General features: G+C 69.8%; 14 protein-coding genes and 1 riboswitch. Of the genes, 11 read left to right on the forward strand and 3 right to left on the reverse strand.

The features are described 5' to 3' along the window. Nucleotides 1-95 precede the first annotated feature (95 nt). Nucleotides 96-1,352 carry a L,D-transpeptidase gene (locus C6N31_RS04220; protein WP_138356200.1) on the forward strand — a complete coding sequence of 419 codons (1,257 nt, stop codon included), beginning with the start codon at nucleotides 96-98 and terminating at the stop codon, nucleotides 1,350-1,352. A 9-nt stretch (nucleotides 1,353-1,361) separates the two neighbouring features. On the opposite strand, the gene C6N31_RS04225 is transcribed toward C6N31_RS04220, so the two are convergent. Then, complete coding sequence (locus tag C6N31_RS04225) at nucleotides 1,362-1,769, reverse strand: hypothetical protein (protein ID WP_138356199.1); 408 nt, start codon at nucleotides 1,767-1,769, stop codon at nucleotides 1,362-1,364. Between the two features lie 228 nt (nucleotides 1,770-1,997). Here C6N31_RS04225 and ctaE point away from each other — a divergent pair, with 228 nt between their 5' ends. From ctaE to C6N31_RS04255, 6 genes are all read left to right on the forward strand, one after another. Next, the gene (gene ctaE / locus C6N31_RS04230; RefSeq protein ID WP_138356198.1) at nucleotides 1,998-2,618 is read left to right on the forward strand and encodes an aa3-type cytochrome oxidase subunit III; all 621 of its coding nucleotides are present in this window, start codon (nucleotides 1,998-2,000) and stop codon (nucleotides 2,616-2,618) included. An 82-nt stretch (nucleotides 2,619-2,700) separates the two neighbouring features. After that, on the forward strand, nucleotides 2,701-3,513 hold the full coding sequence (qcrC, locus tag C6N31_RS04235; protein WP_138356197.1) for a cytochrome bc1 complex diheme cytochrome c subunit: 813 nt from the start codon (nucleotides 2,701-2,703) through the stop codon (nucleotides 3,511-3,513). 8 nt (nucleotides 3,514-3,521) lie between these two features. Then, nucleotides 3,522-4,574, forward strand: a complete 1,053-nt coding sequence (gene qcrA, locus C6N31_RS04240; RefSeq protein WP_232484789.1) for a cytochrome bc1 complex Rieske iron-sulfur subunit — start codon at nucleotides 3,522-3,524, stop codon at nucleotides 4,572-4,574. Beyond that, nucleotides 4,571-6,205, forward strand: a complete 1,635-nt coding sequence (gene qcrB, locus C6N31_RS04245) for a cytochrome bc1 complex cytochrome b subunit (RefSeq protein ID WP_138356195.1) — start codon at nucleotides 4,571-4,573, stop codon at nucleotides 6,203-6,205. The genes qcrA and qcrB overlap by 4 nt, the downstream gene beginning before the upstream one ends. Nucleotides 6,206-6,342: 137 nt before the next feature. Then, nucleotides 6,343-7,407 carry an anthranilate phosphoribosyltransferase gene (gene trpD, locus C6N31_RS04250; protein ID WP_138356194.1) on the forward strand — a complete coding sequence of 355 codons (1,065 nt, stop codon included), beginning with the start codon at nucleotides 6,343-6,345 and terminating at the stop codon, nucleotides 7,405-7,407. Between the two features lie 318 nt (nucleotides 7,408-7,725). Further along, nucleotides 7,726-7,841: riboswitch (SAM riboswitch) on the forward strand. A gap of 45 nt (nucleotides 7,842-7,886) precedes the next feature. After that, nucleotides 7,887-9,260 (forward strand): aminotransferase class V-fold PLP-dependent enzyme, encoded by a 1,374-nt coding sequence (locus C6N31_RS04255; protein ID WP_164296231.1) that lies wholly within the window; start codon nucleotides 7,887-7,889, stop codon nucleotides 9,258-9,260. A gap of 33 nt (nucleotides 9,261-9,293) precedes the next feature. On the opposite strand, the gene C6N31_RS04260 is transcribed toward C6N31_RS04255, so the two are convergent. After that, nucleotides 9,294-9,575 carry an Lrp/AsnC family transcriptional regulator gene (locus tag C6N31_RS04260; RefSeq protein WP_138356192.1) on the reverse strand — a complete coding sequence of 94 codons (282 nt, stop codon included), beginning with the start codon at nucleotides 9,573-9,575 and terminating at the stop codon, nucleotides 9,294-9,296. After that, on the reverse strand, nucleotides 9,572-10,351 hold the full coding sequence (locus C6N31_RS04265) for a rhomboid family intramembrane serine protease (RefSeq protein WP_138356191.1): 780 nt from the start codon (nucleotides 10,349-10,351) through the stop codon (nucleotides 9,572-9,574). The genes C6N31_RS04260 and C6N31_RS04265 overlap by 4 nt, the downstream gene beginning before the upstream one ends. A gap of 139 nt (nucleotides 10,352-10,490) precedes the next feature. Here C6N31_RS04265 and C6N31_RS04270 point away from each other — a divergent pair, with 139 nt between their 5' ends. The 4 genes from C6N31_RS04270 to C6N31_RS04285 all read left to right on the forward strand — a co-directional run bounded on the left by C6N31_RS04270 (nucleotide 10,491) and on the right by C6N31_RS04285 (nucleotide 14,828). Further along, nucleotides 10,491-10,781, forward strand: a complete 291-nt coding sequence (locus C6N31_RS04270; protein WP_138356190.1) for a hypothetical protein — start codon at nucleotides 10,491-10,493, stop codon at nucleotides 10,779-10,781. A gap of 91 nt (nucleotides 10,782-10,872) precedes the next feature. Then, nucleotides 10,873-12,249, forward strand: coding sequence for an NYN domain-containing protein (locus C6N31_RS04275; protein ID WP_198357148.1), 1,377 nt, complete (start codon nucleotides 10,873-10,875; stop codon nucleotides 12,247-12,249). 308 nt (nucleotides 12,250-12,557) lie between these two features. Further along, complete coding sequence (locus C6N31_RS04280) at nucleotides 12,558-13,583, forward strand: C40 family peptidase (protein ID WP_138356188.1); 1,026 nt, start codon at nucleotides 12,558-12,560, stop codon at nucleotides 13,581-13,583. Between the two features lie 198 nt (nucleotides 13,584-13,781). Continuing rightward, nucleotides 13,782-14,828: a C40 family peptidase gene (locus tag C6N31_RS04285; protein ID WP_138356187.1), complete on the forward strand. Its 1,047-nt coding sequence runs from the start codon at nucleotides 13,782-13,784 to the stop codon at nucleotides 14,826-14,828. Nucleotides 14,829-14,859: the final 31 nt, after the last annotated feature.

Here is a 14,859-nt window from a genome sequence, read left to right on the forward strand (position 1 = left end):
CACGGGCTGGGCCCGGACACCGCACGGTGTCCGGGCCCAGCCCGTTCGCATGCGCTCAACGCGCCGATCCGGGCGAATCTTCATACCTTGTGACCATGAGTCACTTCTCGACACGCCGGACGGCGATGCGATACGCGCTTCTCGTAGCCCCTCTCGCGGTGGGGCTGACCTCATGCGGCGGTGACGGCGGGGATCCGCTGGCCGCCTCTCCCTACGACGCGGCGGGCGAGGTCTCCTACAGTCTCGCCGACGGCGGCAAGGTGGACCCGAACAAGCCCCTGGAGATCACCGCCAAGGACGACGGCCGGATCACCGACGTCACGGCCACGGACGCCGCAGGACGCTACGTCAGGGGCGAACTCTCCCCGGACGGCATACGTTGGCACAGCACCGCCCCGCTGGCCGCAGGAGCCCACTACACGGTCCGGGTGAGCACCGAGGACAGCGCCGGGCGTCCCGGCCGGGAGACCGTCGGATTCGACACGAAGGCCTCCGACAGCCTGCTCCGGGTCACCTTCGGCCCCGACACCGGCACCTACGGCGTCGGACAGCCCGTCACCGCCATGCTGACCGTGCCCGTCAAGGACCCCGCGGCACGCGCCAAGGTCGAGCAGAACCTGCAGGTCACCGCCAGTCCGGAGGCCGCCGTCGGCTCCTGGTACTGGGTGGACGACCGCACGCTGCACTACCGGCCTGAGACCTTCTGGCCCGCCCACGCGAAGATCGAGGTCCGCAGCACCCTGGACGGTGTCCGCGTCACGGACAGCCTCCACGGCGGAGCCTCCAAGCCGCTGACGCTCACGACCGGTGACCGGGTCGAGGCGATAACGGACGCGGGCTCCCACGAGATGACGTTCAAGCGCAACGGCAGCGTCGTCCGCACCATACCCGTGACCACCGGCAAGCCCGGGTTCTCCACCCGCAACGGCGTCAAGGTCGTCCTGGGCAAGGAGAGCTTCGTCCGGATGCAGAGCGAGAGCATCGGCATAGCCGCCGGCAGCTCGGAGGGGTACGACCTTCCCGTCTACTGGGCCACCCGGGTGACCTGGAGCGGCGAGTACGTGCACGCCGCGCCCTGGTCGGAGGGCTCACAGGGGGTCGACAACGTCAGCCACGGCTGCACCGGGATGAGCACCGAGAACGCGCACTGGTTCTTCGACCAGGTGCGCATGGGCGACGTCGTCCAGGTCGTCAACAGCGCGGGCTCGACGATGACTCCGTTCGACAACGGCTTCGGCGACTGGAACCTGAACTGGTCCGAGTGGAAGAAGGGCAGCGCGCTGGGCAGCCCGGGCAAGGCGGCGGCGGTGCAGAACACCGCCGCCCCCGCCCGGCTCCGTCCCGAGGTCTGACCGGTCCGGCTACGCCGGTGCGGTCACCGCGAGGCGCTTGCGCAGCAGCCCGGCCAGGGCCTGCGCGAGCGCCACCGGGTCGACGGGGTGCGTCACCGCCGCCTCGGCCCGGCTCCAGGTGGCCAGCCACGCGTCCTGCGGCCGGCCGATCAGCACCAGCACCGGCGGCGCCTGGAAGATCTCGTCCTTCACCTGCCGGCACACGCCCATGCCCCCCGCGGGAGCCGCCTCACCGTCGAAGACGCAGGCGTCGATGCCGCCCCGTTCCAACTCCGTGAGGACGGCCGGCAGTGTCGCGCACTCCAGGAATTCGACCGGCGGCAGGTCGGGCGCCGGCCTGCGCCCGACGGCGAGCCGGACCTGCTCCCGGGTGTTCGCGTCGTCGCTGTAGACCAGCACCGTGGCAGTCGCCCGCATCGTGCCTCCTGATCGTCGAGGAATCGTCGTCGAGTCCGTCGTCAAGTGGCTCGGATGCTACTCCCGTGAACAGCTCCGCGAGGAGCCTTCGGCCCAGGACAAGATCCGTCCGATGCTCCGTCATCCCTCCTTCGAGGGACGGCTTCGGTAGGCCACGCGGGTCTCCTGCGGGGCCGGACACACCGAATGGCACCCCCCGGAGTGAGCGCGAGATAAGGGACCGACATAATGTCGGACGTGGCGACAGCAACAGCAGTAGATACCGGGCACGCGCACCCGTCGGTCAACCGGCCGAACCTCACCAGCGTCGGAACCATCATCTGGCTGAGTTCCGAGCTGATGTTCTTCGCGGCCCTCTTCGCGATGTACTTCACCCTTCGCTCGGTGACGGGTGCCGAGTTCTGGAAGGAACACGCGTCGGCGTTGAACGTTCCGTTCTCGGCGACGAACACGACGATCCTCGTGCTCTCCTCCCTCACCTGCCAGCTCGGCGTGTTCGCCGCCGAGCGCGGCGACGTGAAGAAGCTCCGCGCGTGGTTCATGCTCACGTTCGTGATGGGCGCGATCTTCATCGGTGGCCAGATCTTCGAGTACACCGAACTGGTCAAGAACGACGGCCTCTCGCTGTCGTCCGACCCGTACGGATCGGTGTTCTACCTCACGACCGGCTTCCACGGGATGCACGTGACAGGTGGTCTGATCGCGTTCCTGCTGGTTCTCGGCAGAACGTACGCGGCCAAGAGGTTCACTCACGAGCAGGCCACGGCGGCCATCGTCGTGTCCTACTACTGGCACTTCGTCGATGTCGTCTGGATCGGCCTCTTTGCCACGATCTACCTGATCAAGTAACCGGCGGGCCGGCCACGGGCCGGAACGACGTTCAGACAGACACAGACAGAAGCATCGACACAGATCCTGACCGGGGTAATCCGTGAAAAAGCTCTCCGCACGACGGCGCCATCCGCTGGCGGCGCTTGTCGTCCTACTTCTCGCGCTCGCGGCCACCGGGGGGCTGTACGCCGCGTTCGCGCCGGCGCAGAAGGCGCAGGCTGACGACACAGCCCAGTCCCTCGCGATCGAAGAGGGCAAGAAGCTGTACGCCGTCGGCTGCTCCAGCTGCCACGGCACGTCCGGCCAGGGAAGTAAGAACGACGGCCCGAGCCTGGTGGGCGTCGGCGCCGCAGCCGTCGACTTCCAGGTGGGCACCGGCCGCATGCCGGCCCAGCAGCCGGGATCGCAGATCCCGAAGAAGAAGAACATCTACACGCAGGCCCAGATCGACCAGCTCGCCGCGTACATCGCCTCGCTGGGCCCGGGTCCCTCGGTACCCACCAAGGAGCAGTACAGCCCGGACGGCGCGGACGCCGCCAGGGGCGGGGAGCTGTTCCGCACGAACTGCGCGCAGTGCCACAACTTCACAGGCAAGGGCGGTGCGTTGACCAACGGCAAGTACGCGCCCAGCCTGGAGGACGTGGACCCCAAGCACACCTACGAGGCCATGCAGAGCGGCCCGCAGAGCATGCCGTCCTTCCCCGACACCACGATGCCGGAGGACGCGAAGGCGGACATCATCGCGTACCTCGACGCCGTGAACGGCGAAAAGACCCCCAGCCCCGGTGGCCTTGAGCTCGGAGGCATCGGACCGGTTTCGGAGGGTCTGTTCGCCTGGGTCTTCGGCCTCGGAGCCATGATCGCTGTCGCCATCTGGGTTGCGGCCCGGACCACGAAGGCCAAGAAGTCATGAGTCAGGACATGTCAGAGTCAGAAGAGAACCTGCCGAGTGAGCCGTCACACGCTCACGGGGGCGACGTGCCGGCCGTCCGCGGAGAGAACGCGTTCGCCGACCCCGGCCTTCCGCCCCACGAGCACCGCCGTCAGGACATCGACGAGCGTGCCGCGAAGAGCTCGGAACGCACCATCGCGTTCCTCTTCCTCCTGTCGATGCTGTCCACGATCGGCTTCATCGCCTGTTTCGTGGTCTTCCCCGTCGACAAGATCATCTACGTCTTCCCGTTCGGCCACGTCAGTGCGCTGAACTTCTCGCTCGGCCTGACGTTGGGTCTTGCCCTCTTCTGCATCGGCGCCGGCGCGGTCCACTGGGCCCGCACGCTGATGTCCGACGAGGAGCACGCCGCCGAGCGTCACCCGATTTCGGCCGAGCCCGAGGTCAAGGCCCAGGTGCTGGCCGACTTCGCGCAGGGCGCGAAGGAGAGCGGCTTCGGCCGCCGGAAGCTGATCCGCAACACGATGTTCGGCGCGCTGGCCCTGGTGCCGCTCTCCGGTGTCGTGCTCCTGCGTGACCTGGGACCGCTGCCGGGCGACAAGCTCCGGCACACCCTGTGGTCCAAGGGCAAGGTGCTGATCAACCAGAACACCAACAAGCCGCTCCGGCCCGAGGACGTTCCCGTCGGATCGCTCACCTTCGCCATGCCCGAGGGCCTGGAGGAGAACCAGGAGCGGTTCCAGAAGGAGATCGCCAAGGCCGCCCTGATGATCATCCGGCTCGAGCCGAACGACATCAAGGACAAGCGGGAGCGTGACTGGGCCCACGAGGGCATCGTCGCGTTCTCCAAGATCTGCACGCACGTCGGCTGCCCGATCAGCCTCTACGAGCAGCAGACGCACCACGTCCTCTGCCCGTGCCACCAGTCGACGTTCGACCTGTCCGACGGCGCCCGGGTCATCTTCGGCCCTGCCGGTCACGCCCTTCCGCAGCTGCGGATCAGCGTGAACGAGGAGGGCAACCTCATCGCCCTCGGCGACTTCACGGAGCCCGTCGGCCCGAGCTTCTGGGAGCGCGGATGAGTACCACTGCTGAAAACTCGCAGCGCCGGGGCAAAGCCCCCGCCGGCGAGCGGGTCGCCGACTGGGCGGATGGCCGTCTCGGCATCTACGGCCTGGCCAAGGCCAACATGCGCAAGATCTTCCCGGACCACTGGTCCTTCATGCTCGGTGAGATCTGCCTCTACAGCTTCATCATCCTCATCCTCACCGGTGTGTATCTGACGCTGTTCTTCCACCCCAGCATGGCCGAGGTCGTCTACGACGGCCCCTACGCCCCGCTGCAGGGCCAGCGCATGTCCGACGCGTTCGCGTCGACGATGCACATCAGCTTCGAGGTGCGTGGCGGTCTGCTGGTCCGCCAGATCCACCACTGGGCCGCGCTGATCTTCGTGGCCGCGATGCTCGTGCACATGATGCGCGTGTTCTTCACGGGTGCGTTCCGCAAGCCCCGCGAGGTCAACTGGCTCTTCGGCTTCCTGCTGCTGGTCCTCGGCATGTTCACCGGGTTCACCGGTTACTCGCTGCCGGACGACCTGCTGTCGGGCACCGGTGTCCGGTTCATGGACGGCGCGGTGCTGTCCATGCCGGTCGTGGGCACGTACCTGTCGTTCTTCATGTTCGGCGGGGAGTTCCCCGGCACCGACTTCGTACCGCGCTTCTACTCGGTGCACATCCTGCTGCTGCCGGGCATCATGGCCGGTCTGCTGGTGGCCCACCTGATCCTGGTCTTCTACCACAAGCACACCCAGTTCCCGGGTGCCGGCAAGACGGAGAAGAACGTCGTCGGCATGCCGCTGCTGCCGGTGTACATGGCGAAGGCGGGCGGCTTCTTCTTCCTGGTCTTCGGTGTCATCGCGGCGGTCGCCTCGATCGCGTCGATCAACCCGATCTGGGCGATGGGCCCCTACCGGCCGGACCAGGTGTCCACCGGCGCCCAGCCCGACTGGTACATGGGCTTCTCCGAGGGCCTGATCCGTGTCATGCCGGGTTGGGAGATCAACGCATGGGGCCACACCCTGGCCCTGGGTGTGTTCATCCCGCTGATGATCTTCCCGCTGGTACTCGTCGCGATCGCGATCTACCCGTTCGTCGAGTCCTGGGTCACCGGGGACAAGCGGGAGCACCACCTGCTGGACCGGCCGCGCAACCACCCGGTCCGCACCGGCTTCGGCGCGGCCTGGCTGAGCTGGTACGGCATCCTGCTCGTCGGTGGCGGCAACGACCTCTGGGCGACGCACTTCCACCTGTCGCTCAACCAGATCACCTGGGTCGTGCGCATCGGGTTCTTCGTGCTCCCGGTGCTCGTGTTCATCGCGACGAAGCGGATCTGCCTCGGCCTCCAGCGCCGCGACCGCGACAAGGTCCTGCACGGTCGCGAGACCGGCCTGATCAAGCGGCTGCCGCACGGTGAGTTCATCGAGGTGCACGAGCAGCTCTCCCAGGAGGCGCTGCACACGCTCACCGCGCACGACCAGCCGAAGCCGCTCGAAGCCGGCCCCGAGGTCGACGAGAACGGCGTGGAACGCAAGATCGGCCCGATCACGAAGCTGCGCACCAAGCTGTCGCACGGCTTCTACGGCGAGGCCAGCCAGATCCCCAAGCCGACCCCCGAGGAGCACGCGGAGATCACCAGTGGCCACGGCCACCACTGATCGTCCGCTGATCCCTCGCGCCGGCTGACGGCAACCTCGAAGGGCCCCGTCCATGACATGGACGGGGCCCTTCGCCGTGCCCCGCCCCCGATAGGCTTGGGCACGCAGTATCGACCCGACCACCAGGAGTGTGGACCATGAGCGTTGTGACCCCGGCAGGCGGCGACAGCTCGGCGAACCACTCATGGCCGGGCGTACTGAACCAGCTGCTGCGCGGCCATGACCTGACGGCCGACGACACCGCCTGGGCGATGGACCAGATCATGACCGGCGAGGCGACCGACGTGCAGATCGCCGGCTTCGCCATCGCGCTGCGTTCCAAGGGCGAGACCGTCGACGAGATGTCGGGCCTGGTCCGGGCGATGTACGCGCACGCCAACATCATCGAGGTGCCGGGCCGGACGGTGGACATCGTCGGCACCGGCGGTGACCTCGCCAGGACGGTGAACATCTCCACCATGTCGGCGATCGTCGTGGCGGGCACCGGCGCCAAGGTCGTCAAGCACGGCAACCGCGCCGCGTCGTCCCAGAGCGGCTCGTCCGACGTGCTGGAGCGGCTCGGGGTCAATCTGGAGCTCACCCCGCAGCGGGTCGTGGAGGTCGCCGAGGAAGCGGGCATCACGTTCTGTTTCGCGGTGAAGTTCCACCCCGCGCTGCGGTACGCGGCCAAGGCCCGCAGGGAGCTCGGCGCCCAGACCACGTTCAACTTCCTCGGCCCGCTCACCAACCCGGCCCGGGTCCGCGCCCAGGCCACCGGGGTCGCCGACGCCCGGATGGCGCCGATCATGGCGGGTGTGCTGGCCGAGCGCGGCTCCTCCGCGCTGGTCTTCCGCGGCGACGACGGGCTGGACGAGCTGACCACCACCGCGACCTCCCAGGTGTGGGTGGTCCGGGACGGCAAGGTCGACCAGGTCGCGTTCGACCCCCGTGACGTCGGGATCCCGCTGGTCCCCGTCGAGGCCCTGCGCGGCGCGGACGCCGCCTACAACGCCGAGGTGGCCCGCCGGCTGCTGGCGGGCGAGCGCGGTCCGGTCCGCGACGCGGTCCTGCTCAACTCGGCCGCCGCCCTGGTCGCCCTCGACCCCGGATCCGCCACCCTGGAGGTCCAGATCGCCGACGGCATCAACCGCGCCGCCGAGGCCATCGACTCGGGCGCGGCCAGAATCGCGCTGGACCGCTGGGTCGCGGCGAGCAACGCGTAACGCCCTTCCGGCGGATGAGGAACGGCTCTTTCCCGGCCTTCGGCCGGAGGGAGCCCTGACGAGGCTTCCCCCGCCTTCGGGCGGGGAGACCCCCTGCGGCGGACGGCGTCTGGACTGCCCATTGCCCAGCCGGACAGGCCCCAGCACCCCGTCCGGCGGATCCCTGTCCGCTCCCCGGTCCGGGGGCTCTCCGCGCTCCCGGACGGGGACGAGGCCTGCCCGTCCTGACGGCGGGCTTCCCTCGAGCCCGTCCGGAGGACCGTCCGTATCGCGGAATGCCGCTTGCCGTCGGCAGGACAGCTGGCATACTTCTCGTCAGGTCACGAGTGACAGCGATTTGGCCCTGGCTTGCTGTCCGGCAACCCTCCGTCCGTGGCGGGGTGCCCCAGGTGATGACCGGGCCGTAGGCGAGGTGTCTACGGCAAGCGCGGGCCCCTTCGCGACTGCTTCCGGGGTCCAGGTCCCTGAGGAGCTCCGTCATGTCCGTGCACCCCGTTTCCACCTGCACCCCTGGTTCCGTGGCCACCGCTCCCCTCGAAGTGCTCGGCCGTGACGTCCGGGTCCCGCTGGTGACCGGCGGCGAGGTCACCTACGCGGCCCTGGACTACGCGGCCAGCGCGCCCGCGCTGCAGCGGGTCTGGGACGACGTGGCCGCGTACGCGCCCTACTACGGCAGCGTGCACCGCGGGGCCGGTTACCTGTCGCAGCTCTCCACCGACCTGTTCGAGCAGAGCAGGGCGACGGTGGCCGACTTCCTGGGCTGCCGGGAGGGCGACCAGGTGGTCTTCACCCGGTCGACCACCGACTCGCTGAACCTGCTGGCCTCGGTGCTCCCGGCCGGCACCCAGGTCTTCGTCTTCGAGACCGAGCACCACGCGTCGCTGCTGCCGTGGCGGGACGCGCGCGTCACGTACCTGACCGCGCCCCGCACCCCCGAGCAGGCCGTCGCCTCGCTGGAGGCGGCGCTCGCGCAGCGCGACCCCTACGGCCCCGCGCTCGTGTGCGTGACCGGCGCCTCGAACGTCACCGGTGAGCTGTGGCCGGTCCGTGAGCTGGCCGACGCGGCGCACGCGCACGGCGCCCGCATCGTGCTGGACGCCGCGCAGCTCGCCCCGCACCACCCGGTGGACATCGCGGAGCTGGACGTGGACTGGGTGGCGTTCTCCGGGCACAAGCTCTACGCCCCGTTCGGCTCCGGCGTGCTGGCCGGCCGGGCGGACTGGCTGCAGGAGGCCGAGCCGTACCTGGCGGGCGGCGGCGCGAGCCGCAAGGTCGCGCGGCGTGCCGACGGCGGGGTGGACGTCGAGTGGCACACCACCGCGGCCCGGCACGAGGCCGGATCGCCGAACGTCATCGGCGTGTACTCGATCGCCTCGGCCTGCCGGGCGCTGACCGAGGCGGGCTTCGACTCGCTCGTGGAGCGGGAGCAGGGCCTGGTCACCCGGGTCCGCGCCGGACTGGCCGGGGTGCCGGAGGTCCGGGTGCTGTCGCTGTTCGGCGACGACGCGCCCCGGGTCGGTGTCATCTCGTTCGTCGTGGACGGCTGGAACAGCTCGCACTTCGCCGCCGCGCTGTCCGCCGAGTACGGCATCGGGGTGCGCGACGGCCTCTTCTGCGCCCACCCGCTGGTCCGCACCCTGCTGGGCAGCGAGCCGACCGAGCCGGGCGAGTGCGGATCCCCGGAGACCGAGCCGGGGGAGAAGTCGCTCAACGCGATCCGTGTGAGCTTCGGGGCGGGCACGCCGGACGAGCACGTGGACCGCTTCCTGGGCGCCGTCACGGAACTCGTCAGGGACGGCGCCAAGTGGAACTACCGCACCGAGGACGGCCGCTGCGTGCCCGCCCGCGACTGAGCGGCCGGATACGCCGGGCGGCGGCCGGCCGCGTCAGCCTTCGAGGCCGATCGCGAAGGCCGCCTCCAGGTCGTGCTGGGAGTACGTGCGGAACGCGACATGCGTGTCGGTGGCCTCGACGCCGGGGATCTTGCTGATCCGGCCCGGGATGATGTCCGCGAGGTCGTCGTGCCGGGAGACCCGGACCATGGCGACCAGGTCGTACGTCCCGGTGACCGAATAGACCTCGCTGACGCTGTCCAGGGCGGCGATCGCCTCGGCGATCTCGGGGATCCGGTCGACGCTGGTCTTGATGAGCACGATCGCGGTGATCACGGCTGTAGGTCTCCTTGGGTCGCCCTGGCTGCGGTCTCCAGCTTAGGGCTTCGGCGGAAGCACACCACGGCGGCCAGGAAGCCGAAGACAAAGCCCACCACGTGGGCCAGATAGGCGACCCCGGGACCCGACTGGCTGGTCTGGGCGGCCAGCCACTGCAGCGCGAACCAGAAGCCGAGGACCATCCAGGCCGGGAAGCGCAGCGGGACGAAGAAGAGGAACGGGAACAGGCTCGTCACCCGCGCCTTGGGATAGAGGTAGAGATACGCCCCGAGCGCCCCGGAGATGGCGCCGGAGGCGCCGACCAGGGTCTGCGTCGAGTCGGCGCTGGCGAGCGCGAAGCCGTACGTGGCGAGGTATCCGGCGGCCAGAAAGAACAGCAGATAGCGGAAGCGGCCCATGCGGCTCTCGACGTTGTCGCCGAAGACGTACAAAAACAGCATGTTGCCGATCAGATGCAGCCAACTTCCATGGACGAACATCGCGGTGAGCACCGACGGAAATGTCATTTTGGTGAACGTGTGCGGGGCCGGGCAGCCGGCGGGCAGCCCCAGCCGGTCCAGCGGCAGCTGCCCGTGGAACAGTTCGGCGGGGATGACTCCCCAGCGGTCGAAATACACCGCCTGGGCGCACTGGAGCTGGTCACCCGTGCCGTAGGAGGGGTTGAACCCCGAGATCGGACCCAGCAGGAACACGACCACGCACAGGGCGATCAAGGCGTACGTCACCACGGGAGTGCGGCGGACCGGGTTCTTGTCGTAGACCGGGATGACCATGTATCGATCATGACGGAACAGGCGTATCGGTCAGGGGGCGCCTCGCCGCAGCGCCGCCCGCCGTGGAGGCCGTAGGGTAACCGGAACGCGCGCGTACGCCACGTGCCGACCCGAAAGTCCCGAAAGAGGTGTCCGCCCGATGCCGGTTCCCCTGCCGACCGCGACGACCCGGTGGCGCTGCACGCTGTGCGGCAATCTGACCCGGTTCGATGTCACGCGATCGACGAAGGTCGTGGAGTACGTCCACCTGGACCTCGCCGGTGAGGCGAAGGTCGAGGAGACCGAGGTGCTCAGCGAGACCGTGGAGTCGGTGCGCTGCCGCTGGTGCAACGCGGCCGACCAGGTCGAGTTGGTCGACCGGCCCAGTGCGGGAGCCGAGGGCGGCGCCGACGCCGGTGTCGAAGCGGAAGCGGATTCGACGCAGGGTTGACCCTGTACGGCGACAATGGACTTGTACGGCGGCGGCCGGAGGGATCGAAGGGGGCCGGGGAGGCGCCGACAGCACTGGACGGGAGTGACTGGTGGATGGGACCGGCGGGCACCCGCAGGCCGAGAGCAGGGGCGCCGACGAGGCGGCCGAGCCGGCCCTGGACCGACCGCTGCCCGAAGGCGTGCGGCACCGGGTCGTGACGATAGCCGCTGATGCCTTCGGCGGCCTCACCCTCGCCGAACTGCCGTCCCCGCTGCGGCCCTATGCCCGGTTCACCCCGTCGCGGCGCGCCAAGTTCGCGGCGACCGCGCTGGCCACCGCCCTGGAGACCGATCCCGCCTTCCGGCAGAAGATCGCCGCCCGGCTGCGTGAGTCCCAGCCGGAGCTGGCCGAGGCGCTGGAGGCGGGCACCCCGCCGCCCGCCGCGGACCCGCTCGACGTGGCCGCCGCCGCCTATCTGCTGCGCCCGGCCGGCTGGGCCAAGATCGTCGCGACCGCCGGCGAGGAGGCGCAGCGCGCGCTGGCCGAACGGGCCGACGGCGAGACCACCCGCGAACTGCAGCAGCTCAGGGACGAGCTGGCCGATTTCCAGCTGCAGGCCCGTGACGAGGCCGCCCGCGGCCGCGGCGAGCTGGAGGCTGCCCGCAGGGAGATCGACACGACGCAGCGCAGGCTGCGCAGCGCGGTCAGCGACATGAAGCGTGCCGAGGCGGCGCTGCGCAAGGTGGAGACCGAGCTGGAGGAGGTCCGGGCCGCGGCCGCCGCGGACAAGGCCGCCGCCGAGAACGAGGCACGCCGGCTCAGGACCCGCGTCACCGAGGCCGAGGCCGCTCTGGAGGCGGGCCGCAGGTCCGTGCGCGAGGGCCGCAGCGCCGAGGGCGTACGGCTGCGGCTGTTGCTGGACACCGTGCTGGACGCGGCCACCGGGCTGCGCCGCGAGCTGGCGCTGCCACCGCGCGACACCATGGGCGTCCGGCCGGCCGACACCGTCGAAGCGGTCGCGCCCGGCACGATCAGCCCCAAGGACATCGCGCAGCGCGCCCTGTCCGAGAACGACCCGGCCCTGCTCGACCAGTTGCTGGCCCTCCCGCAGGCGCACCTGGTGATCGACGGCTACAACGTCACCAAGACGGGTTATCCGTCCCTGCCGTTGGAGAAGCAGCGGCTGCGGCTGCTCGGCGGCCTCGCGGTGCTGGCGGCGCAGAGCGGCGCCGAGGTCACCTGTGTCTTCGACGGGGCCGATCTGGACGCCCCGGTGCTGCTGGCGCCGCCGCGCGGGGTGCGGGTGATGTTCAGCAAGGCGGGCGAGACCGCCGACGAGTTGATCCGCCGCCTGGTCCGGGCGGAACCGCCGGGGCGGGTCGTCGTGGTGGTCTCCGCGGACCGTGAGGTCGCCGACGGCGTCGCCAAGGCCGGTGCGCGGCCCGTCGCTTCGACGCTGCTCCTCAGGCGGCTCGCGCGCGGCTGAACTCCGGTCCGCTCCCTTACCGGTGTGCCTCGCACTCCGGTGTCCCTTATGCGCATCTGCGATCAACTCAGCGTCAGATGAACACTACTGCACGTTCGATCTTCGTAAAGAAAACGTGTCGCGATCGAAGTTTTACCTACAAGGATTTGAACCGATCACAGGAAGGTCACTATGGTCGGGGCTCGAACCTCCGCGCCGTCGATCAAGCCGCACCACGAAAACCGTGGGTCCAGCGGCCGAACGACCGGGCGCAGGGGGGACCGCCGACCAACCGGGTAGGCGGCTGAAGGAAGAAGGAGCTCGCCTTCGTGGCGTCCCACCGTCGTCCCAAGCCGACAAGCCGCATGCGGGTGACCGTACTCACCGCTACCGCTGCCGCAGCCGTCGCCCTCACTTCCCAGGCCGCGAACGCCGCCCCCGCCAAGCCCGACATCAAGGACGTCAAGTCCCAGGTCGACAAGTTGTACGACGAGGCGGAGCAGGCCACCGAGAAGTACAACGGGGCCAAGGAGCAGCAGGGCAAGCTGCAGAAGGAGGTCGGCGACCTCCAGGACCGGGTGGCGCGCGAACAGGGCACGCTCAACACCCTGCGCGACGGCCTCGGCGCGATGGCCAGTGCCCAGTACCGCACCGGCGGCATCGACCCGACGCTCCAGCTCTTCCTGTCGGCGGACCCGGACACCTACCTGTCCCAGGCATCCATGATGGACCAGGTGAGCGCCCAGCAGGCCGAGTCGCTCAAGCAGATCCAGGAAGTCAAGCGCACCCTGGACCAGCAGCGCGCCGAGGCCACCACCAAGATGGCCTCGCTGGAGAGCGCCCGCACCGAACTCGGCAAGCAGAAGAACGCGGCCCAGAGCAAGCTCGCCGCGGCCCAGAAGGTGCTCAACTCGCTGACCGCGCAGCAGCGTGCGGCCATCGCGGACCAGGACGCCCGCGCGAGCCGCAGCAACGAGCGGCCCAACCTGGGCGACGTTCCCGCGCCCTCGCAGCGTGCCGCCGCCGCGCTCGCCGCCGCGAAGACCAGGATCGGCATGCCGTACGAGTGGGCGAAGACGGGTCCCAACACCTTCGACTGCTCCGGCCTCACCATGTGGTCCTACGCGCAGGCGGGTGTCAACATCCCCCGGATGTCCCAGGACCAGGCCAACTACGGCACCCACCTGACGATGAGCCAGCTGGCCCCCGGCGACCTGGTCATCTTCTTCGGCGACCGCCACCACGTCGGCTTCTACGCCGGCAACGGCATGGTGCTGCACGCTCCCAAGCCGGGTGCGTACGTGCGCTACGAGGCGATCGGCAACATGCCGTTCCAGTTCGGCGTACGGATCTGATCCGGTTCGTTCTCCCGGCACTCTCCCGCCCGGCCGGAATCATGTCTCCTCCGGCCGGCGGCGTGGTTCATTCGAGTGATATCGGAGGGTGACCGCTGACGGCCGAGCGGCAGTGACCTGGGCATCGAGAAGGCCGCCCGCCCGTCACGGCCGCGCGGTCTTTGAACTCAGCGTGATGGTCTGACTACTGTCTCAGCCGTGGCAACACATCGGCGGTCCCCGCAACCCGGCTTCACCCGCACCTCCCGCGTCACCGTGCTCTCCGCGGCGGCCGCCGCGGCGGCGCTCTCCGGAGGCGCGGCGGCCCAGGTCGCGGCCGCCGACCCGGCGGGTCCCGCGACCGACACGTCGTCCCGGGTGGGACGGCTCTACCAGCAGGCCGAACAGGCCACCGAGCAGTACAACGCGGCGCAGGAGCGCGCCACCCGGCTGCGGCACGAGGTGGCCTCCCTCCAGGACCAGGCCGCCCGGGGCCAGGAGCGGGTCAACCGGATGCGGGACGACCTCGGCGCGATCGCCGGGGCCCAGTACCGCAGCGGCGGCATCGACCCGACGATGGCCCTCATGCTCTCCTCCGATCCCGACAGCTATCTCGACCGGGCCGAGGCGCTGGAGCGGATCAGCAACCACCAGGCCGCCGATCTGGCGCAACTGCAGGAAGCACAGCGCTCGCTGGAGCAGAAGCGTTCGATGGCGGCGGCCAAGCTGGCCGACCTGGAACGCGCCAGGTCCACGATGAAGGACCGCAAGCGCAGCGTGCAGGGCAAACTCGGCGCGGCGCAACGGCTCCTCAACCAGATGCCGGCCGCGCAGCGCGCCGGATTCGTCCGCGGCCTGGACGACCGGACGTCGCGCTCCAGCCGTTCCGTACCCGACATGCCGGATCTGCCGGCCTCCTCGTCCCGCGCCGCGATGGCCGTGGCCGCCGCGCGGGCGGCGATCGGCTCGCCCTATGTGTGGGGCAGCACGGGCCCGTCGTCCTTCGACTGTTCCGGCCTCATGCAGTACTCCTACCGGAAGGCCGGGGTGTCGCTGCCGCGGACCTCGCAGGAGCAGAAGCACGCCGGCCACCAGGTCCCGCTCGACCAGGCCCGCCCCGGCGACCTGGTGATCTACCGGGACAACGCGAGCCATGTGGGGATGTACGTCGGCGGCGGCCGGGTGGTGCACGCCCCGTACCCGGGCGCGCGGGTGCGCTACGACCCGGTCAACATGATGCCGATCTCCGCGGTCACCCGGCCCTGACCTGCCCGTCGGCCACCCGGCCCTGACCCGG

It is taken from the genome of Streptomyces fildesensis (assembly GCF_016107395.1).
In the GTDB taxonomy this organism is placed as follows: domain Bacteria; phylum Actinomycetota; class Actinomycetes; order Streptomycetales; family Streptomycetaceae; genus Actinacidiphila; species Actinacidiphila fildesensis.